The sequence below is a fragment of the Aliihoeflea sp. PC F10.4 genome (assembly GCF_054612275.1).
This window is the reverse complement of the sequence record NZ_JBTSWH010000001.1, coordinates 1,569,751-1,591,096: the sequence shown is the minus strand read 5'-3', so window position 1 is coordinate 1,591,096 and position 21,346 is coordinate 1,569,751. Positions and strand designations below refer to the sequence as shown.

Annotated in this window: 16 protein-coding genes; 9 read left to right on the top strand and 7 right to left on the bottom strand. The window is 60.9% G+C overall.

Annotation, left to right across the window (positions count from 1 at the left end; all coding sequences use genetic code 11):
- Positions 1-49: 49 nt before the first annotated feature.
- On the top strand, positions 50-1,726 hold the full coding sequence (locus tag ACX82Z_RS07915) for an NAD+ synthase (protein WP_459587840.1): 1,677 nt from the start codon (positions 50-52) through the stop codon (positions 1,724-1,726).
- Positions 1,727-1,728: 2 nt separating this feature from the next.
- On the top strand, positions 1,729-3,102 hold the full coding sequence (gene gltX, locus ACX82Z_RS07910) for a glutamate--tRNA ligase (protein WP_459587838.1): 1,374 nt from the start codon (positions 1,729-1,731) through the stop codon (positions 3,100-3,102).
- A 20-nt stretch (positions 3,103-3,122) separates the two neighbouring features.
- On the opposite strand, the gene ACX82Z_RS07905 is transcribed toward gltX (ACX82Z_RS07910), so the two are convergent.
- The 3 genes from ACX82Z_RS07905 to ACX82Z_RS07895 all read right to left on the bottom strand — a co-directional run bounded on the left by ACX82Z_RS07905 (position 3,123) and on the right by ACX82Z_RS07895 (position 7,177).
- Complete coding sequence (locus ACX82Z_RS07905) at positions 3,123-5,438, bottom strand: NADP-dependent malic enzyme (protein ID WP_459587836.1); 2,316 nt, start codon at positions 5,436-5,438, stop codon at positions 3,123-3,125.
- 83 nt (positions 5,439-5,521) lie between these two features.
- Complete coding sequence (locus tag ACX82Z_RS07900) at positions 5,522-6,367, bottom strand: fumarylacetoacetate hydrolase family protein (RefSeq protein ID WP_459587834.1); 846 nt, start codon at positions 6,365-6,367, stop codon at positions 5,522-5,524.
- A 30-nt stretch (positions 6,368-6,397) separates the two neighbouring features.
- A complete protein-coding gene (locus ACX82Z_RS07895) occupies positions 6,398-7,177 on the bottom strand; it encodes an SDR family oxidoreductase (protein WP_459587832.1) in 780 nt (259 codons plus the stop codon).
- A 139-nt stretch (positions 7,178-7,316) separates the two neighbouring features.
- On the opposite strand from ACX82Z_RS07895, the gene ACX82Z_RS07890 reads away from it, so the two are divergent.
- The gene (locus ACX82Z_RS07890) at positions 7,317-8,126 is read left to right on the top strand and encodes a UDP-2,3-diacylglucosamine diphosphatase (protein WP_459587831.1); all 810 of its coding nucleotides are present in this window, start codon (positions 7,317-7,319) and stop codon (positions 8,124-8,126) included.
- 1 nt (position 8,127) lies between these two features.
- Here the strand turns inward: ACX82Z_RS07890 and dgcA are convergent, their stop codons facing one another.
- Positions 8,128-9,111 carry an N-acetyl-D-Glu racemase DgcA gene (gene dgcA / locus ACX82Z_RS07885; protein ID WP_459587829.1) on the bottom strand — a complete coding sequence of 328 codons (984 nt, stop codon included), beginning with the start codon at positions 9,109-9,111 and terminating at the stop codon, positions 8,128-8,130.
- A gap of 77 nt (positions 9,112-9,188) precedes the next feature.
- On the opposite strand from dgcA, the gene ACX82Z_RS07880 reads away from it, so the two are divergent.
- The 4 genes from ACX82Z_RS07880 (at position 9,189) to ACX82Z_RS07865 (ending at position 13,504) form a co-directional block, all read left to right on the top strand.
- Positions 9,189-10,376: an MlaE family lipid ABC transporter permease subunit gene (locus ACX82Z_RS07880; protein ID WP_459587827.1), complete on the top strand. Its 1,188-nt coding sequence runs from the start codon at positions 9,189-9,191 to the stop codon at positions 10,374-10,376.
- Between the two features lie 7 nt (positions 10,377-10,383).
- Positions 10,384-11,217, top strand: coding sequence for an ABC transporter ATP-binding protein (locus ACX82Z_RS07875; protein ID WP_459587825.1), 834 nt, complete (start codon positions 10,384-10,386; stop codon positions 11,215-11,217).
- Positions 11,218-12,816: an MlaD family protein gene (locus tag ACX82Z_RS07870; protein WP_459587823.1), complete on the top strand. Its 1,599-nt coding sequence runs from the start codon at positions 11,218-11,220 to the stop codon at positions 12,814-12,816. It begins immediately after the preceding gene.
- A gap of 88 nt (positions 12,817-12,904) precedes the next feature.
- Complete coding sequence (locus tag ACX82Z_RS07865; protein ID WP_459587821.1) at positions 12,905-13,504, top strand: ABC-type transport auxiliary lipoprotein family protein; 600 nt, start codon at positions 12,905-12,907, stop codon at positions 13,502-13,504.
- A 21-nt stretch (positions 13,505-13,525) separates the two neighbouring features.
- On the opposite strand, the gene ACX82Z_RS07860 is transcribed toward ACX82Z_RS07865, so the two are convergent.
- Positions 13,526-13,822, bottom strand: coding sequence for a hypothetical protein (locus tag ACX82Z_RS07860; protein WP_459587819.1), 297 nt, complete (start codon positions 13,820-13,822; stop codon positions 13,526-13,528).
- A 295-nt stretch (positions 13,823-14,117) separates the two neighbouring features.
- Between ACX82Z_RS07860 and ACX82Z_RS07855 the strand changes: the two genes are divergently transcribed.
- Positions 14,118-15,821, top strand: a complete 1,704-nt coding sequence (locus ACX82Z_RS07855) for an MFS transporter (RefSeq protein ID WP_459587817.1) — start codon at positions 14,118-14,120, stop codon at positions 15,819-15,821.
- 146 nt (positions 15,822-15,967) lie between these two features.
- On the opposite strand, the gene gltA is transcribed toward ACX82Z_RS07855, so the two are convergent.
- The gene (gene gltA, locus ACX82Z_RS07850) at positions 15,968-17,257 is read right to left on the bottom strand and encodes a citrate synthase (protein ID WP_459587815.1); all 1,290 of its coding nucleotides are present in this window, start codon (positions 17,255-17,257) and stop codon (positions 15,968-15,970) included.
- Between the two features lie 154 nt (positions 17,258-17,411).
- Complete coding sequence (gene gltX, locus ACX82Z_RS07845; protein ID WP_459587813.1) at positions 17,412-18,830, bottom strand: glutamate--tRNA ligase; 1,419 nt, start codon at positions 18,828-18,830, stop codon at positions 17,412-17,414.
- 114 nt (positions 18,831-18,944) lie between these two features.
- Here gltX (ACX82Z_RS07845) and ACX82Z_RS07840 point away from each other — a divergent pair, with 114 nt between their 5' ends.
- Positions 18,945-21,308, top strand: a complete 2,364-nt coding sequence (locus ACX82Z_RS07840) for a ComEC/Rec2 family competence protein (RefSeq protein WP_459587812.1) — start codon at positions 18,945-18,947, stop codon at positions 21,306-21,308.
- The last annotated feature ends 38 nt before the right edge of the window (positions 21,309-21,346 follow it).

The window sequence follows — 21,346 nt, the reverse complement described above, 5'->3', positions numbered from 1 at the left end:
CCGCAAGGCGCGGTTGCCGTGCGTTTCGCGGCGCGCTACACGAAGCCGCATGAGCCAGACGCCCGAAATTCTTCGCATCGCCATAGCCCAACTCAACCCGACGGTTGGCGACATCGCCGGAAACCTCGCGAAAGCGCGTGAGGCGCGGGCGGATGCGGCTCGGCAGGGCGCTGACCTCATTCTGTTTACCGAGCTTTTTATCGCCGGCTACCCGCCCGAGGATCTGGTGCTCAAGAAGGCGTTCGTCGCGGCCTGCGAAAAAGCGGCAGGCGAACTGGCGGCCGATACGGAAGACGGCGGACCGGGCATTATTGTCGGCACGCCCCTGAAACGCCAAAGCGGCCTGCACAACGCGGTCATCATTGCCGACGGCGGCAAGATCCTTGGCGAACGATACAAGCTCGACCTGCCGAACTACGGCGAGTTCGATGAAAAGCGCGTATTCCAGCCGGGACCCGACATGCCGGGACCGGTGAATTTTCGCGGCGTGCGGCTTGGCGTGCCGGTATGCGAGGATATCTGGGGCGAGCTTGGCGTGTGCGAGACGCTGGCGGAGGCAGGCGCGGAAATCCTGCTCGTGCCGAATGGTTCGCCCTATTATCGCGGCAAGCAGGATGTGCGCCAGCAAGTCGTTCTGAAACAGGTGATCGAAAGCGGCCTGCCGCTTATCTACGCCAACCAGCTCGGCGGGCAGGACGAACTCGTCTTCGACGGTGCATCCTTCGCGATCAACGCCGACAAGACGTTGGCATTCCAGATGGACCCGTTCGAGGAAGCGCTTGCGCTAACCACATGGCAGCGGGACGGCGAGGGCTGGCACTGCACGGAAGGGCCGTCCGCCACATTGCCCGATGCGCAGGGGAGCGACTATCGTGCCTGCATGCTCGGCCTGCGTGACTATGTGAACAAGAACGGCTTCGACAGCGTCGTTCTGGGGCTTTCCGGCGGCATCGATTCAGCGATCTGCGCGGCGCTCGCGGTCGATGCGCTCGGCGCGGATCGCGTTCGTACCGTCATGATGCCGTATCGCTATACGTCCGAAGGCTCGTTGACGGACGCGCAGGATTGCGCCGCCGCGCTTGGCGTGAGCTACGAGATCATTCCGATCATCGATCCCGTGGAAGGGTTCACCAAGGCGCTCGCGCAGCTGTTCGAAGGCACGAACGAGGGCGTCACCGAAGAAAACCTGCAAAGCCGCACGCGCGGTACGATCCTGATGGCGATCTCCAACAAATTCGGCTCGATGGTCGTGACCACCGGCAACAAGTCGGAAATGTCGGTCGGCTACGCCACGCTTTATGGCGACATGAATGGCGGCTTCAATCCGATCAAGGACCTCTACAAGATGCAGGTCTACGCCCTGTCGCGCTGGCGCAACGCGAATGTGCCTGCCGCGGCGCTCGGCCCGTCCGGCGAGGTGATCCCGCGGAATATCATCGACAAGGCGCCATCGGCAGAGCTTCGCCCGGACCAGACGGATCAGGATTCATTGCCGCCCTATCCGGCGCTCGACGACATTCTCGAATCGCTCGTCGAAAACGAGATGAGCGTCGACGAAATCGTGGCGCGTGGGCACGACCGCGACCTCGTCCACCGGATCGAGCATCTTCTCTACATCGCCGAATACAAGCGCCGGCAGGCCGCGCCCGGCGTAAAGATCACCCGAAAGAATTTCGGCCGCGACCGACGCTATCCGATCACCAACCGTTTTCGCGACAGGACTTGAAAATGACCATCACCGTCCGTTTCGCGCCGTCGCCGACCGGCCATATTCATATCGGCAATGCGCGCACCGCGCTGTTCAACTGGCTGTTCGCGAAGAAAGCGGACGGGAGTTTCATCCTTCGTTTCGATGATACGGATGTTGCGCGCTCTAAGCAGGAATATGCCGATCAGATCCAGAAGGACCTGTTCTGGCTCGGGATTGCACCGGACGTGACTGCGCATCAGTCCGCGCGTTTTGACACATATGACGCGGCGGCCGAGAAGCTCAAAGCGAAGGGACTGCTTTACCCTTGCTACGAGACGGCAGACGAGCTGGAGCGCAAGCGTCGGCTGCGTCTGTCACGACGTTTGCCGCCCGTTTATGGTCGTGATGCGCTGAAGCTGACGGATGCCGAAAAGACGGCGTTCGAAGCCGAAGGACGCAAGCCGCACTGGCGCTTCCTGCTGCCGAATTTCACGTCCGACCCGTTCGCGCCGCAGCGCACGGAAGTTAACTGGAATGACGTGGTGCGCGGTCCGCAGACCGTAGATCTCGCCTCGATGTCCGATCCGGTGCTCGTGCGTGAGGACGGCACCTATCTCTACACGCTCCCGTCGGTGGCGGACGATATCGAGATGGGCGTCACACACGTCATTCGCGGCGACGATCACGTGACCAATACAGGTGCGCAGATTGCGCTTTTCAAGGCGTTGGACGCTGAACCTCCAGCATTTGGCCATCACAATCTCCTGACGACCAGCACCGGCGAGGGGCTTTCGAAGCGCACCGGATCGCTGTCGATCAAGGGATTGCGAGAGGCCGGGATCGAGCCGCTCGCGGTCGCATCGCTCGCCGTCCTCATCGGAACGTCGGAAAGCGTTGTGGCGGTCCACTCGATGGACGAACTGGTGAAGCGTTTCGAGCCGACCGCGACCTCCAAATCGGCATCGAAGTTCGACCCTACCGATCTTGACGGGCTGAACCGGGACATTTTGCACACAATGCCGTTTGCAACTGCCAAGCTGCGCCTGGCGGAACTGGGCATCGACGGCCCGCAGGCGGAAGCGTTCTGGCTTGCCGTTCGCGGCAATCTCGACCGTTTCGATCAGGCAGGCGAATGGTGGACGGTGATTTCGAAGGACGGCCGGCCGTCAGGCGAGTTTTCCGCCGAAGACCGTACCTTTTTCGAGCAGGCTTTCGCCGAGTTGCCAGCTGAGCCATGGGACCAGATGACGTGGAAGGTCTGGACCGATCGCGTCAAGCAGGTGACGGGCCGTAAGGGCAAGGGGCTGTTCATGCCCCTGCGCCTGGCGCTGACAGGTCGCGAATCCGGACCGGAGCTTGCTAGTCTCCTGCCGCTTCTTGGACGAGAGGAGACGCTGGCGCGGCGTCCCTGATTGCCGCACCAGTTCGCTCTTTAGCCTTCGACGGCCTTAGCCGCATTCTGCGTCGCTTCGACCACCGCAAGCGCCGTCATGTTGACCACGCCGCGCGACGTCACCGACGGCGTCAGGATGTGCGCGGGCAGGGCGGTGCCAAGCAGGATCGGCCCGACGTGAAGTGCATCCGTCATCGCCTTGATCGTGTTCAAGGCGATGTTGGCGGCGTCGAGATTGGGGAAGACCAGAAGGTTTGCTTCGCCTGTGAGCGTCGAATGCGGGAATACGCGGTGGCGCAGCGTTTCCGACAAGGCGGAATCACCATGCATCTCGCCATCGGCGACCAGATCGGGCGCGCTTGCCTTCAAAAGTGCTGCCGCCTTGCGCATCTTGAGCGCGCTTGCCGAGTCCCGCGAGCCGAAATTCGAATGTGAAAGAAGAGCAGCTTTCGGCTCGATGCCAAAGCGGCGAATCTCGGCCGCCGCAAGAACCGTCATTTCGGCGATTTCGTCGACCGACGGGTCGATGGTCACATAGGTGTCGGTGAAGAACGTCACGCCGCGCTGGGAGATCAGCATGGAAAGCGCCGACATTTCCGCAACGCCATCACGTCGGCCGATGATCAGTTCGACATTGCGCAAATGCCGTTCGAAGCGGCCTTCGAGACCGCAGATCATCGCGTCCGCTTCGCCGCGCATCATGGCGAGAGCGGCAATCACGGTGTTGTTGGTACGCACCATGGTGCGGGCAGCTTCCGGCGTTACGCCGCGGCGGCCGGCAAGGCGCATCAGAAGATCGACATAATCGCGGTAGCGCGGATCGTCCTCTGGATTGATGATCTCGAAATCGTAGCCGGGGCGGATTTTGAGGCCGTAACGCTGTAGCCGTGTTTCGATCACCGCCGGTCGGCCGATGAGAATGGGAGCGGCGATCTTCTCCTCGATCACGACCTGTGCGGCGCGAAGAACCCGTTCGTCCTCACCGTCCGAATAGATAACCCGGTTGCCGGCCGCATTTCGCGCTGCGGCGAAGACTGGCTTCATCACCAGCCCCGAGCGGAATACAAAGCGCGTCAACCGATCGACATATGCGCCCATATCCTCGATGGGCCGGCTTGCCACGCCGGTCTGCGATGCAGCTTCCGCAACAGCAGGCGCGATCCGCAGGATCAGGCGTGGATCGAATGGCGAGGGGATCAGGAAATCGGGGCCGAAGATCGGGGTTTCGCCCGAATAGGCGCGTGCTGCGACATCCGAGGGCTCCTCTCGCGCCAGTCCGGCGATGGCGCGCACCGCCGCCATCTTCATCGTCTCGTTAATCGCGGTCGCACCACAATCGAGCGCGCCGCGGAAGATGTAGGGGAAACACAGAACGTTGTTGACTTGATTGGGAAAATCCGACCGGCCCGTGCAGATCATCGCGTCCGGCCGAGCCTTGCGGGCAAGGTCGGGCATGATTTCGGGCGTCGGATTGGCAAGCGCTAGGATTAGGGGGCGCTCGGCCATGTTCTCAAGCAATTCGGGCTTCAGGACGCCGGCAGCCGATAGCCCGAGGAAGACGTCCGCGCCGCCGATTACATCGGCCAGTGTCCGCGCGTTCGTATCCTTGAGGTAGGGTTCCTTCCAGCGGTCCATTTCCTCCACGCGGCCCTTATAGGCAACGCCGTGGCGATCCGTGATCCAGATGTTTTCGTGGGCCGCGCCGAGTTCGACCAGAAGGTTGAGGCAGGCGAGTGCAGCCGCGCCCGCACCGGATGTGACGATCTTCACGTCGCCGATTTTCTTTCCAGCAAGCTCCAGAGCATTGAGAACCGCCGCCGCGACGATGATGGCCGTTCCATGCTGGTCGTCATGGAAGACTGGAATCTGCATCCGGGCCTTGAGTTGCTCCTCGACCTCGAAGCATTCGGGCGCCTTGATGTCTTCGAGATTGATGCCGCCGAATGTCGGCTCGAGCGCTGCGACCGTTTCGACCATACGCTCGATTTCAGGCGCGTCGATCTCGATGTCGAACACGTCGATGCCGGCGAATTTCTTGAACAGGACCGCCTTGCCTTCCATCACGGGCTTGGAGGCGAGTGGGCCGATATTGCCCAGGCCGAGAACGGCCGAGCCGTTGGAGATGACGGCGACGAGATTGGAACGCGACGTGTAATCGGCCGCCCGCGCCGGATCGTCATGGATCGCAAGGCACGGCGCGGCGACGCCGGGCGAATAGGCGAGCGCCAGATCGCGCTGATTGCCGAGCGGCTTCGTCGCCTGAATTTCCAGCTTACCCGGCGCGGGGTAGCGATGGTAAAAAAGAGCCGCCTCGTCGAGGTCTGCGGGTGGCGATTTCGACGTTTCATCCATCATTGTGAATCGCACCCTCTGTCCGTGCCGTGTTGCGTCGGCCCGCGCACGAATAGGCGAAGGCCAGTCTTTTGCGCCGACTCTCGTCAGTCGCGCGCGATCACCTTTTGGCGCTGCTCGCCCAGACCTGCAATAGCCAGATGCATCTCGTCGCCGGCTTTCAGGAAGCGCTGCGGCTTCATGCCCATGCCGACGCCGGGCGGCGTACCGGTCGTGATCACGTCGCCGGGCTCCAGGCGCATGAAGCGCGACAGATAGGAGATGATCTCGGCGACTGAAAAGATCATGGTGGAAGTGCTGCCCGTCTGGGCGCGTTCGCGATTGACGTCGAGAAACATGTCGAGCGTCTGCGGATCGTCGATCTCGTCACGCGTGACGATCCAGGGGCCGAGCGGACCGAAGGTCGGCGCGCTCTTGCCCTTGATCCACTGGCCGCCACGTTCGGCCTGATATTCACGTTCCGAGACGTCGTTGCAGATGGCGTAGCCGAGGACATGCGACAACGCGTCGGCTTCCTCGATATATTCGCCGCCCGTGCCGATCACGATGGCAAGTTCGACTTCCCAGTCGGTCTTGACCGATCCGCGCGGTAATACGACCGGGTCGTCGGGGCCGGACAATGAACTCGGCGCTTTTGAAAAGACGATCGGCTCGCTTGGAATTGGCATTCCGGATTCGGCCGCGTGATCGGCATAGTTGAGCCCGATAGCGATGAAATGCCCGATCCGCGATAGCGGCGCGCCGATGCGCATGCCTGCCGGCACTTCCGGCAGCGTCGATAGGTCGGTTTCGGCAAGCGTCTTGACCAAAGCTTCGCCAAGCGTCTCAGGCGCGTAGTCGCTGACGATAGTCGACACGTCCCGAATCGTCCCATTTGCATCGATAATGCCCGGACGTTCCGCGCCCGGATTTCCAAATCGCAACAGTTTCAAATCGTTTCCTCCGCTTTCGCGTAAATTGCGTTAAAAGGCGCTCGTGTAGAGCCCGCCGTCCAGAACAAGGTTTTGACCGGTGATGTAGCCCGCATGCGACGAACACAGGAACGCGCAAGCCTTGCCGAACTCTTCGGCCGAGCCGAGGCGTTTCGCGGGTATGGTCTGTGCCGCCTTGTGCGCCGCCGCCTCTTCGCTTTCGCCCGCTTTTTCGGCGCTGAACCGGATGGTTGTGCGGATGCGATCGGTATCGAACTTGCCCGGCAGGATGTTGTTGATGGTCACGTTCTTCGACGCGACCGTCCGCGCGATCCCCGCAAGAAAGGCGGTCAGGCCCGCACGTGCGCCCGACGAAAGATCGAGGCCGGGAATCGGCTGATAGACGGAGAGCGAAGTGATGTTGACGATGCGTCCGAATTCCTTCTCCGTCATGCCGTCGACGACCGCCTTGATCAGTTCGATCGGCGTGATCATGTTCTGCGTCACGCCTTCCAGCATGTTTTCGCGCGTCAGTTCGCGAAAATCGCGCAGCGGCGGACCGCCATTGTTGTTGACGAGAATATCCGGCGCTGGGCAAGCTTTCAAAAGCGCTTCCTGAATATCGGTCTTCGAAACGTCACCGGCGATTTCGGTCACCGACACGCCGAATTTGCTGCGCAATTCCTCGGCCGTCTTCGCCAGCACAGCCGCGTCGCGACCATTGACCACCAGGTCGCAGCCGGCCTCTGCCAGCGCCATCGCACAACCGCGGCCCAGCCCCCGGCTCGATGCACACACGATCGCCTTTTTCCCGCGTATCCCAAGATCCATGTTCGGCCTCTCCCATTCACGTTTTTCGTTGCTAGGGGTTTATCGTGCCGCGACGGGAAAACACAACCGTCACACGGCTGTGACGTGAATCACGTCATAGGCCGGGTAACGAAATGTTCCCGTTACGCCGAGGCCGATCATGACAGCCAAACCTCGCCGCTTCCGCACGATTTTCCTGTCGGACGTGCATCTTGGGTCCAAGCCTGCAAAGGCCGAAGAACTGATAGATTTCCTGCGCCATCACGACGCCGAAGAGATCATTCTTGTAGGCGACATTGTCGATGGCTGGCGGCTCAAACGCTCCTGGCACTGGCCGCAAACCCACAACGATGTCGTCCAAAAGCTGCTCAGAAAAGCGCGTAAGGGTAGCCGGATCACATATATCGCTGGCAACCATGACGAGTTTCTGCGTGATTTTCAGGGAACGCATTTCGGCGGCATCGTCGTCACCGACCGGATCATTCACCGGGGAGCGGACGGCAGGAAATATCTGGTCATCCATGGCGATCAGTTCGACGCCGTCGTGCATAATATGCGCTGGTTGAGCTATCTCGGCGACAAGGCATATGATTCCGCGATCGTCATCAGCCAGATCATCACGCGGCTGCGCCGCTTGCTGGGCTTGCCGTACTGGTCGTTTTCTTCATGGGCGAAGCTGCGCGTGAAAAAGGCGGTGAACTTCATCAGCGCCTTTCAGCGTGTCTTGGCGGAAGAGGCGCGCCGGAGCGGTGTCGACGGAGTAATCTGCGGTCACATCCACCACGCCGTCATCTCGGAAATCGAGGGTGTCCGCTATATCAATACCGGTGACTGGGTCGAAAGCTGCACGGCGATCGCAGAGCGGTTCGATGGTGGTTTCGAACTGATCCACTGGGCCGATACAGGACAGATGAAGGAGACCAAGCTTGTGCCGATCTCCATTCCTGCCGAATTGGCCAACGCAGCCTGAATCACCCCCAAAGTTCTGGTTCGGGCGGTGAAACCAGCGAATCGGCATAGCTGAGCGCCGGGGTCCGATCTTTTGCCAGAAGAAGCGGCCCGTCGAGATCGACGAAGTCTGCATCCTGCGCCAGTAGCACGGCAGGCGCCATCGCCAGCGACGTACCCACCATGCAGCCGACCATGATCGAAAAGCCGTGCCAGCGCGCGCGGTCGCGCAAATCGATTGCGGCCGTCAGACCGCCCGTCTTGTCGAGCTTGATATTCACCGCATCGTAGAGCCCGACGAGTTTGTCGAGATCGTCGGCTCCATGGACGCTTTCGTCCGCGCATATGGGAACCGAATGCGTGACCGTGCGCAGGAATTCGTCGTGGCCTTGCGGCAGCGGCTGTTCGATGAGCGCGATCCCGTATTGCGCCGCGACGGCGAGGTGTTCGGCGATATTGTCCGGCGTCCAGCCTTCGTTGGCGTCGAGAATGATGCGGCTTTCCGGTGCGGCTTCCGCGACGGCGCGGATGCGTGAACGGTCGTCCGGGGTTCCGACCTTGACCTTCAGCAAGGGACGAAACGCATTCTTGCGAGCGTTCGCCGCCATTTCCTCCGGCTCTCCCAGCGAAATGGTCATTGCGGTTGTCAGCGCCGTTGGTGGCGCGGAACAGATGATATTCTGAACCCGGCGGCCCGACATCTTCGCTTCCAAATCCCAGAGCGCGCAGTCGACCGCGTTTCGTGCTGCGCCCGCTGGCATCAGTTTCAAAAGCGCTTCGCGATCCGCCCCGTCGCGAATCGCGGGCGCAATCGATTCGATTGCGTTTTTCACCTGATCGAGGCTTTCGCCGTACCTTGAATACGGAACACACTCGCCGCGTCCCGTTGCGTTACCATCGGTGATCGTGCAGGCCACGACTTCCGCCTCGGTCTTCGCACCCCTTGAAATCCGGAAACTTCCGGCAATCGGGAACCGTTCTATCTCGGCAGAAATGTCACGCCGCATAAGGAATTCTCCAGTGCTGAAATCGCGCTCCGGTTGATAAAGTGACAGCCGGAACTTTCGTGAGTAAGACTTGCCCCATGTTCAGGAAACCCGGACCGGAAGCAAGTCAGACACAGGCCGAATCCGACCTCAAGCGCCCGACGATCGAGCGGCGCGAAGAGGACGGCCGGCTTGTCTGTGTCCTTTCGGGCGATTGGGATACGCAGACAGTCGCGCTCGTCGATACACAGATGCGCGATTTGGAATCGGCGCAATCCGCCGGAGCCGTCCGGATCGACGTGTCGGGAATCGGTCGCATGGATACGGCGGGAGCCTGGTTAGTCGAGCGGCTTGCCCACGCGCTTCGTAACAACGGTGCCGATGTCGAACTGACCGGGCAGAGCGAATCGGTCGCGACGCTTTCCGAGGCCGTCGGTGCGGTGCTGACGAAGCCGGACGAAACCGGACCGGACGACAGGACGCCGTTTCTGCTGAGACTGCCCGAATCGCTCGGCCGCGCGATGTACAGCATGTATGGCGACTTCCTCGCCTCGATGCACATTTTGGGCGCGACGATTCGCGGCGGACAGCTCAAGCTCGGCCGGGGGCATTCGGTCAACCTCGCAGCGATCTTCAATCAGGTGGATCGCATGGGCGTAGGTGCGATCCCCGTCGTCATCCTGATGTCCTATATCGTCGGCGCGATCGTGGCCCAGCAGGGCGCGTTCCAGCTCCGCTATTTCGGCGCGGAAATCTTCGTCGTCGATCTCGTCGGCATTCTCGTGCTGCGTGAAATGGGCGTGCTTTTGACCGCCATCATGGTCGCGGGCCGCTCGGGCAGCGCCATCACGGCCGAGATTGGCTCGATGAAAATGCGCGAGGAAGTCGATGCGTTGACCGTCATCGGGCTCAACCCGGTCGGCGTCTTGGTATTCCCAAGGCTCGTCGCGCTCGTCATCGCGTTGCCCTGCTTGACGATTCTCGCCAATTTCGCCGCGATCGGCGGTGCGATGACCGTCGCTTGGATCTATTCGGGGATCGCGCCGGAAGCGTTTCTGGACCGCATGCGCGCATCGATCGATCTTGGCACCATCTTCGCAGGCCTTATCAAGGCGCCGTTCATGGCGCTGATCATCGGGATCATCGGTTCGGTAGAAGGCATGAAGGTTGGTGGCAGCGCCGAATCGCTCGGTCAGCACGTCACGTCCTCGGTGGTGAAGTCGATCTTCATCGTGATCGTGCTCGACGGCCTCTTCGCCATCTTCTTCGCAGCGATCAACTTTTGAGGCGGCGATGAGCGAAGCGATCCTCCAGGAAAAGCCATCCGCACCAGAGCCCGAAAAGAAGGGTGACGTCGTTCTCAGCGCACGGGATGTCACCGTGCGCTTCGGCAAGACGACGGTTCTGGAAAACCTGTCGCTTGATGTTTACAGGGGCGAAATCCTCGGCTTCATCGGGCCTTCGGGCTCCGGCAAGTCGGTTTTGCTGCGCACCGTTCTCGGCCTCAACGCCAAGCAATCCGGCACGATCGAACTTTTCGGTGCCGACATCGACAAGATTGCCGAGCAGCAGCGCGTGGCGATCGACATGCGGCTTGGCGTGCTCTTCCAGCATGGCGCGCTGTTTTCGGCCCTTACAGTCAGGGAAAATATCCAGGTGCCGATGCGCGAATATCTGGACCTGCCGAAAAAGCTGATGGACGAGCTTGCCATGCTCAAGCTCGAACTTGTCGGGTTGAAGCCGGAGGCTGCCGACAAATTTCCGTCGGAGCTGTCGGGCGGCATGATCAAGCGCGCCGCACTTGCCCGCGCGCTTGCGCTTGACCCCGATATCGTGTTCCTCGATGAGCCGACATCCGGCCTCGACCCGATCGGCGCGGCCGATTTCGACGACCTTGTCGCCAAGCTGCGCGATACGATGGGCCTGACCGTCTACATGGTCACTCACGATCTCGACAGTTTGTTCTCCGTATGCGACCGAATCGCAATTCTCGGTGGCAAGAAGGTCATGGTCGATGGCACCGTCCGCGAATTGATGGATTACGACGAGCCGTGGGTACAATCCTATTTCCGCGGCAAGCGCGCGCGCCAGATCGATATGTCGGCGCGGTCGAACGAGAGAAGTTGAATGGAAACTCGGGCCAACTACGTCACCGTCGGCATTTTCACGCTCGTCGCGATCCTGTCGGCATTCGCCTTCGTCTACTGGACGGCGGCGGTGGGCGAGCGCGGTGAGACGGCGACTGTTCGCATCCTGATCCCCGGCTCAGCCTCTGGATTGGGACGCGGCAGCGCCATCTTGTTCAACGGCGTTCGTGTCGGTGACATTCGCCGCGTCTATATCGACCCGCGAAATCCAGCGGCTGCAATCGCAGATGCGGAGATCGATCGCCTGACGCCGATCACCCGTTCGACGCAGGTCGATGTCGGTCTGGCCGGCCTCACCGGGCAGGCGAATATCGAACTGCGCGGCGCAAATCTCGACGAGCCGAACCTTCTCGAAGAGGCGGAAGAACAGGGACGTACGGCCGAACTTACCGCCAATCCATCGGCCGTGACGAACCTGCTCGAAACGGCGCAGTCGATCTTCCGCCGTGCCGATGCCGTCTTGTCGGAGTTCGAAGGTTTCGCGACGGATGTTCGCGGGCCGCTGACCCAGTCGGCTCGCAACGCCGAGATGTTCACTGACGCGCTCGCCAACAATGCCGAAGGCATCGACACCTTCCTTGCAAGCGTTTCGGACCTGTCCGGCACGCTGTCGAGCGTGTCCGGCCAGTTGCAGTCGACCCTGGCAGCCGCAGAGGACTTCATCCGTGCCGTCGATGCCGAGCGCGTCAACCAGATCATGGCGAATGTCGAGGATTTCACGGGCGATCTACGCACCGCCGGCAACGGCCTCCAGCAGATCATGACAGATATGTCGACCGCCACTGCAGCCGTGGCGACGATCACGACGCGCGCCGAAGGCACGATGAACACGATCGACGGCGTCGTCGAAAGTGTTCAGGGCGTGGTCGCTGCGGTTGATCCGCAGATGGTGCGCGAACTCGTCGAGAATTTCGATCAGGCCAGCGCCGCCATTCGGGGCGCCTCGAACGACGTCCAGAATATCGCAAGCTCCATCAACGAACGCTCCGGCGATATCGACAAGATCATCGCCGACGCCCGCCTGCTTGGCGAACGTCTCAATCAGGCAACCTTGCGCGTCGACGGCGTTATCATGCGCGTTGACGAACTGTTGGGGTCGGGCGAGACGGATGGGCTGATCGCGGATACGCGCGGGACGCTGCTAAGCTTCCGCCACGTTGCGGACAATCTCAATGCGCGCATCGACGAATTGCTCGGCTCGGCTGATACGGAAGGGCTGATCGCAGATGCCCGCGTCACGCTCGATTCGTTCCGCCAGATGGCCGACACGATCGACACCCGCGTTGACGAGGTGCTGGGTTCCGAAAATACGCGCGGCCTGATTCAGGATGCGAGCGCGACCCTGGCGGCTTATCGTCAGGTTGCCGATACGCTCAACGCCCGGATCGGTGCGATCACCGAAAATCTCTCGCGTTTCAGCGGGCAGGGGTTGCGTGAAGTCGATGGTCTTGTCCGCGACACGCGCCAGTCGATCAACAGGATCGAGCGGGCGATCACCGATATCGAGCGCAATCCGCAGCGTCTTATTCAAGGCGGGGCGGGGGAAGTGCGCCAATATGACGGACGGCAGCGTCGATGAGCAACCAGCCTTGCCATAACGCGCTTTCATGGAAAGACTATACTGCCGGCAGGCAGAACGGATCAGAAGTCAGGTCGGGGGATTATCAGTGAGATTGCATCTTTCCTTTCCGGTTATCGCCGGACTTGCCTTTTCCCTGTCCGGTTGCGCGCTTCTGGGCGGCGGGCCTGCCCCCCTCGACACGTTCGAACTGACGACGGCGGCAACGGCCGCTGCCGGTCCGCAGCGCGGGCGAACGCAAATCCTGATCGCCGAGCCGACAGCGATCGGTTCGCTCGACAGGCAGGAAATCGTCATCCGCACCGCTCCGGGGTCGATTGAGTATCTCGGCGGTGCGCAATGGTCCGACCGTCTGCCGCGCGTCGTGCAGATGCGTCTTCTGGAAGCTTTCCAGGCGTCCGGACGGTTTGCGGGCGTGGGACTGCCGGGGCAGGGCCTTGCGATCGACTATCAGATCGTTACCGAGCTTCGCTCCTTCGGCGTGCGCGTCGATGGTGGCGCACGCGCGGAGGTCGGCCTGTTCGTCAAGGTACTGAACGACCGCAATGGGTCGGTACGCGCATCACGTCTGTTTATGGCGCAGGCACCGGTCACCGGATCGGGAAACGCCGCCTATGCCAGCGCAATCGATCAGGCTTTCGGACAGGCGATCAGCGAACTCGTTCCGTGGGCAGCGTCCGCGATGTAGTGCGGCAGGCAACGACAGCCGTCAGGCTTGTCCGTTGCCATCTTTCTTGACCGGGAAGAAATAGGTCGAAATCGCGACGAGAGCAGCGACGATGATCGTGTTCGTCACGATTCCGGCGACAACGAGATTCCACCAGTTCGGCGCTTCCGGCGCGAAAGACAGCGGTATCAACACGGCGACGAAGAAGATGCCTGCCGCAAGCGGCATGAGCATTCCCGTCACCGCAGAGGTGTTCCGCGCTGTCAGCACAAGAAAAAGCAGCAACCCGGCGCGGAACGGGTCGAAGAACTGCTCGCTGAAAATTTCGCCCCAACCCATGCAAAATTCCTCCAAATGCCATGACCCTCTCAAGGGCCTTTTTCTCATTTTTGAAAGTTGTAGCGGATCGATACCTGCAATGAAAGTTGTCCGCCTAGGAAAAAGAAAAGCAGAACACGACCGATACTGCCACCAGCGCGCGATTTATTAGACTAAAGTCATAAGCATAAAGCATCGCTGCCCATTCGCCCTGAGTTCTGACAGATTCCGACACGATGCCGCCCGAATCTCTGGAGGACGCATTCGTGCGTTAGGGCGGAAATCGCGAATTTTTTCGCCATGGGGAGGATTGAAAATGGCAAATGTTGCCACCGATGCGGGGCATAAGCACCGCGCCATGACCAGGGAGGAGCGCAAGGTCATCTTTGCGTCCTCGCTTGGTACCGTTTTCGAATGGTACGACTTCTATCTTTACGGCTCACTGGCGGCCTTTATCGGCGCTGCCTTCTTCTCGGAGTATCCTGAAGCCACGCGCAACATCTTCGCGCTTCTGGCCTTTGCCGCAGGCTTCCTCGTGCGCCCGTTCGGCGCGCTCGTCTTCGGCCGTCTGGGCGATATCGTAGGCCGCAAATATACTTTCCTCGTGACCATCGTGATCATGGGCGCGTCGACCTTCCTGGTCGGTCTTTTGCCGGGTTCCTCTACGATCGGCATCGCGGCCCCGATCATCCTCATCGTCCTGCGCATGCTTCAGGGTCTGGCGCTCGGCGGCGAATATGGCGGTGCGGCGACCTATGTCGCCGAACACGCACCGGATGGGCGGCGCGGCTTCTATACGTCGTGGATTCAGACGACGGCGACGCTCGGTCTCTTCATGTCGCTATTAGTCATTCTGGCCGTGCAAACACTGATGGGGCCGGACGCCTTCCGCGCATGGGGCTGGCGCATTCCGTTCCTGTTGTCGATCTTCCTGCTCGGCATTTCGGTCTGGATTCGTCTGACGCTCAACGAATCGCCGACGTTCCAGCGCATGAAGGCGGAAGGGAAGACGTCGAAGGCACCGCTCTCCGAAGCATTCGGCCAGTGGAAAAACGCCAAACTCGCTCTTCTGGCCTTGTTCGGCCTCACCGCCGGTCAGGCCGTCGTGTGGTATACAGGCCAGTTCTACGCACTGTTCTTCCTGCAGAACGTACTCAAGGTCGACGGCGTCTCGGTCAACATCATGATCGCGATCGCTCTGGCCATGGGCACACCGTTTTTCGTGTTCTTCGGCTGGCTGTCGGACAAGATCGGCCGCAAACAGGTTATCATGGCCGGTCTGGCGCTCGCCATCCTGACCTACTTCCCGCTGTTCTCGGCTTTGACCCACGCCGCCAATCCGGCGCTGGCTGCGGCCCATGACAACGTGCAGGTAACGGTCACGGCCGCGCCGGGCGACTGTAACTTCCAGTTCAACCCGACCGGAACCGCCCGTTTCACGACGTCGTGCGACATTGCGACCGCGTTCCTGACGCGCAACTCGGTGCCGTATGACGTCAGCCAGACGGCCGCGGCAGGCACGCCAGCGGTTATCACGATCGGCGACGAGACGATCGAATCGTACGACGCCAATCAGGTCGGCGATCAGGCGGCAACCCGCAACACCGAACTGTCGAACGCGACGTTCGCGGCCCTGCAGGACGCAGGCTACCCGCTCGTCCAGAACGACGCCGGTGCCTACACCATGGTCGCCAATCCGGACGAGGTACAGTGGGGCCGCATCATCGCGATCCTGTTCGTCCTCGTTCTCTACGTGACGATGGTCTACGGCCCGATTGCGGCCATCTTGGTCGAGATGTTCCCGACCCGCATCAGATACACCGGCATGTCGTTGCCCTATCATATCGGTAACGGCTGGTTCGGCGGTCTGCTCCCGGCGACGGTGTTCGCCATGAGCGCGGCACGCGGCGACATCTACTTCGGCCTTTGGTATCCGATCGCAATCGCCGCGATGACCCTCGTCATCGGCGTGCTCTTCGTCCGCGATACGAAAGACACGAACCTCGACGCCGTCGAATAGGACAACGTGTTCATACGAAGCGAAAAGGCCCGGGAAATCCCGGGCCTTTTCTTTTGAGGCCGTTGCCCTTCGAACTATCGTCGGCATTGCCGCGGCATAAAAAAACCCCGGCAAATGCCGGGGCTTCGATCTTTGTGGTGAGCCGATCAGCGCTTGGCGATCGGCACGTAATCGCGTTCCGTCTGGCCGGTATAAAGCTGACGCGGGCGCCCGATGCGCTGGCCCGGGTCCTCGATCATTTCCTTCCACTGGGCCACCCAGCCGACGGTGCGCGCGAGCGCGAACAGGACGGTGAACATGGTCGTGGGGAAGCCGAGCGCCTTCAGCGTGATACCCGAATAGAAGTCGATGTTCGGGTAGAGCTTCTTTTCGATGAAATACTCGTCCGTCAGCGCGATCTTCTCAAGTTCCATCGCGACGTCGAGAAGCGGATCGTCCTTGATACCGAGTTCGGCCAGAACTTCATGCGTGGTCTTTTGCATGATCTTGGCGCGGGGATCGTAATTCTTGTAGACGCGGTGTCCGAAGCCCATCAGGCGGAACGGATCGTCCTTGTCCTTGGCGCGGCCGATGAACTCGGGAATACGGTCCACCGAGCCGATTTCGGCCAGCATGTTGAGAGCGGCTTCGTTCGCACCGCCGTGAGCAGGGCCCCACAGGCATGCGATGCCAGCGGCGATGCAGGCGAACGGGTTCGCGCCCGACGAACCGGCGAGGCGAACCGTCGAGGTCGACGCATTCTGCTCGTGGTCGGCGTGAAGGATGAAGATGCGCTCCATGGCGCGCGCCAGCACCGGATTGACCTTATAGTCCTCGCACGGCACGGCAAAGCACATATGCAGGAAGTTGGCGGCGAAGGAGAGTTCGTTCTTCGGATAAACGAAGGGCTGGCCGATATGGTATTTGTAGGCCATCGCCGCGATCGTCGGCATCTTCGCGATCAGACGGATCGAGGCGACCATGCGCTGATGCGGATCGGAGATGTCCGTCGAGTCGTGGTAGAACGCCGAAAGTGCGCCGACGACACCGCACATGACGGCCATCGGGTGCGCGTCACGGCGAAATCCGGTGAAGAAGCGCGACATCTGTTCATGCACCATCGTGTGATGCGTGACGCGATAGTCGAAATCTTCCTTTTGCGCCTTGGTCGGCAGTTCGCCGTAAAGCAGCAGATAGCAGGTTTCGAGGAAATCGCCGTGCTCGGCGAGCTGGTCGATCGGGTAGCCGCGATGAAGCAGGATGCCTTCGTCGCCATCGATATAGGTGATCTCGGATTCGCAGCTCGCGGTCGAGGTGAAACCCGGATCGTAGGTGAAAGCGCCGGTATTCTTATAAAGCGCCGAAATGTCGATGACGTCCGGGCCGACCGAACCTTTCCGTACCTTGAATTCGTGGCTGTCGCCGCCGAAATCCAGTTTCGCCGTCCCTTCAGTCATATCAACACCTCATTCATGCGGAACACTCTTATTGCGGGCGTAATTTAGTGAAATTTCACGCGAACCCGTATGGTGCGCGCTTTAGCTATCGCATTTGGTTCAGCGTGCCAAGTTCGTCGTCAGTCGTATGCTGCAATGCGGCAAGTCATGCAAATCACAACTGATCCTTCAGCCGCGCGAGGCTCTCTTCACGCCCAAGAACGGCAAGAACGTCGAACACACCTGGCGACACCGAACGGCCGGTCAAGGCGGCTCGCAGGGGCTGCGCAGCCTTGCCGAGTTTCAGCCCGGTTTCCTCGGCATAGGACCGCACGGCCGCTTCCGTGGTCTGTGAGCCCCAATCGTCGACGGTTTCGAGCTTCGGCATGAGGCCGGCGAGCGCATCGCGCCCACCATCGGAAAGAATCTGAGCGGCTTTTTCATCCAGTTCAAGCGGACGTTTGGCAAAAAGGAAGCTGGCGCCGTCCTTGAGTTCGACGAGCGTTTTGGCGCGGTCTTTCAAGCCCGCCATCGCGGCGCGTAACTGGTCTCGCTTCGGCAAATCAAGCTTCGCCAGCATCTCGTCGCCATCGGGCAGATAGGGCAGAGTGGCTTCAAGCTGATCCAGAAGCTCGCCATCGTCGCTCTGGCGCATATAGACGCCGTTCAGCGCCTCAAGCTTTGCGAAATCGAAACGCGCCGCGCCTTTGTTCACGTCCTCGATCTCGAACCATTCGATCATCTGGTCGAGCGTCATGATCTCGTCGTCGCCATGGCTCCAGCCAAGCCGTACTAGGTAGTTACGCAGTGCGGCCGGCAGATAGCCCATCTCGCGATAAGCCTCTACGCCGAGCGCACCGTGGCGTTTGGAAAGCTTTGCGCCGTCCGAGCCATGGATCAGCGGGATATGCGCCATTACCGGCACATCCCATTCCATCGCCTCGTAGATGATGCTCTGGCGCGCGGCGTTGGTCAGATGATCGTCGCCGCGAATGATGTGCGTGACGCCCATGTCGTGATCGTCGACAACGACGGCGTGCATATAGGTCGGGTTGCCGTCCGAGCGCAGGATGATGAAATCGTCGAGGTCCTTGTTGGGGAAGCGCACCTCCCCCTGCACCTTGTCTTGAACGATAGTATAGCCATCCTGCGGCGCCTTGATCCGCACGACCGGCTTGACGCCCGCAGGCGCTTCGGATGGATCGCGATCGCGCCAGCGACCATCATAGCGCGGCGGCTTGCCTTCGGCGCGGGCCTTTTCTCGCATTTCGGTCAATTCGTCTTGCGAGGCGTAGCAGTGATAAGCCTTGCCGCGTTTCACGAGCTCCTGGGCGATTTCCCGATGTCGCTCGGCGCGCTCGAATTGCGATACCGGCTCTCCGTCCCAGTCGAGGCCGAGCCATTTAAGCCCGTCGAGAATGGCGGCCGTCGCCGCATCGGTCGAGCGCTCGCGGTCCGTATCCTCGATGCGCAAGAGCATCTTCCCGCCCGTGTGTCTGGCATAGAGCCAGTTAAACAGCGCCGTGCGTGCGCCGCCAATATGCAGATAGCCAGTGGGCGAGGGAGCAAAGCGTGTGACGACGGGACGGGTCATGGATGTTCCTGATTTTCGCAGCCGTATCGCCGAAGCGATATGTGGCGTTCTCGTGGCGCTCATGTAGCATAGGCAAGTCGCGGTGCAAGCACCGGGAACGGCCGTGGGGGCACGATGGGGGACAGACGGGAGACGATCGTCATCGACGAGCGGCGCTTATTAGGCGGTGTTCAGGATCCGTTTGTTTCGGCACAGTCGATCACTGCCGCCGGAAAATCTTCATATGCGGTGCCGGCCCGGTTGCGGCACCGGATCGGTCGGTTCGGGTTCAGTCTCGCTTCACTGCAACGATCGGTGGAATATGAACTTGACCATGGAATGGCGTTCCTGTTCGTGCCGGTGTTGCTCGCATTGGGAACGCTCATCTATTTCAACCTGCCTTGGGAGCCCGGTTTCGTCAGTCTCTTGGTACCGGTTCTGATCAGCCTCGCCCTCCTGCCGGCAACCGTTGCCGGAGGGGTGACGCGCGCCGCCATCGCCGCGATTCTCCTGACGTTTGCGGGAATGATGGCGGCGAAGGTCGAGACGAGGCTAGCCGATACAAAAGTTCTAGGATCGGAGATCACGATCCAGCTCACTGGACGCGTCGTGCGCATAGAGCATCAGGAAAGCGGCCGCGTGCGGCTTACACTCGATGTCGTCTCGACCGGCCGTCCAGAACTGCGCTATGCGCCCGACCGGGTCCGCGTCACGGCGCGTTCGATTCCCGATGGCCTCGTGCCCGGCGCAGGCGTTGTCGGCATCGCCCGCCTGATGCCGCCGTCGGGGCCGGTGCGCCCGCAAAGCTACGATTTCGCCTTCAAGCGCTATTTCGACGGCATTGGCGGTAGCGGCTTTTTCATGAGAGGACCGGACGCAACGGAACTCGCGACGGCATCGACGCGCAAGGAGCGCCTTGGCACATGGATCGAAAGTCGGCGCGGCGATGTGGCCGAGCGGATCGTCGCGCGTATCGGCGGCATGGAAGGCGGCATTGCAGCCGCGTTGATCACAGGGATACGAACAGGCATTCCCGAAGCTGCCAATGAAGCGATGCGGATTACCGGACTCTACCATGTCATATCGATCTCGGGGCTGCACATGGCGCTCGTCGGCGGCACGATCATGGTCTCCATCCGCACGGCGGCTGCGTTTTTTCCCGGTCTTGCCACGCGGCATCCGGTGAAAAAATACGCCGCCGGCACCGCCCTGTTCGGCACAGGATTTTACCTCATCGTGTCGGGCGGGGACATCGCCGCACAGCGCGCGTTCCTGATGCTTGCCGTCATGCTGATCGCGGTTTTGTTCGATCGCGCGGCGCTGACGATGCGCAATCTGGCGATATCGGCACTGATCATCATCCTCGTCTCACCGCATGAGGTGATCGGCCCGAGCTTCCAGATGTCGTTTGCCGCGACCGCCGCGCTGATTGCCGCATATGGCGCTTGGAGCGCACGCAAGCGCGATCGTCTTGAAGATCGCGGCCCACCGCCGAAGGCGGGTCTGCTCCGCTCCGGTTTGTCCAACGCAACGGCACTTGCGATGACATCGATCATAGCAGGGGTGGCAACGGCGTTGTTCACCGCCTGGCACTTCCAGCAGATCTCTCCATTGGGCGTCATCGCAAATCTCACAGCGATGCCGCTCGTTTCCATCATCATCATGCCCATGGCGGTGCTCGCGACAGTCTTGATGCCGGTTGGTCTCGATGGCCTGCCGCTCGACCTGATGGGGATGGGCATATGGGGAATGACGACGATCGCGTTCTGGTTGGCCGAGAGATCGGCGTTCGATGCGACCGGTGCCATACCGCTTTCCGCGGTGCTGGTTCTGACTTGCGCACTCGTCATTTTGACCATGACGGGAGGTGTCCTGCGCTGGGCGGCGGTACCGCTGATCGCTGCTGGCATTGCGCTGCTCGCAACACGCCAATTGCCGGACGTGTTGATTTCAGAAGACGCGCGGCTGGTTGCAGTTAGCACGACAAGCGGCGGCATCGCGGTCAATCGCCAGCGTCCGAACCGCTTCACGATCCAGAACTGGCTACGAGCCTTCGACGTGCAGAATTTCGAACGGCCATTAGGGCCGGAACAGGTCGTGCCTGGGCAGACTGACGGCGTCTTCGTCTGCCATGAAGGGCTTTGCACCGCGACGAGTGCGAAAGGAAACGTCATTGCTTATGCCGAAACAGCAGAAATCGCTGAACAGGTTTGCGGCGAGGCAGGGCTGATCGTCATTGCGGACGCGACCGCCGAAAACCCATGTCGCGCCCCTTCGGTGAAGGTAATAACCGCGCGCGATCTGGCAAGAGGCGGCAGTGCGCAGATCACATGGCGGAGCGAGGGAGCGGCACAACCTCACATACGATATGCGATCACCGAGCCATATCGACCCTGGCACGATCATCGCCGCTTCTCACGCGCCGCGCGCGGAATGGGACCTTACGTCCGTCCCGAACGACCGGCACCAGCCGAGCCATCGCAAGCCGAAAACGACTGATCATTGATGCGTTGGCATATAACCACCCATCGAACCGA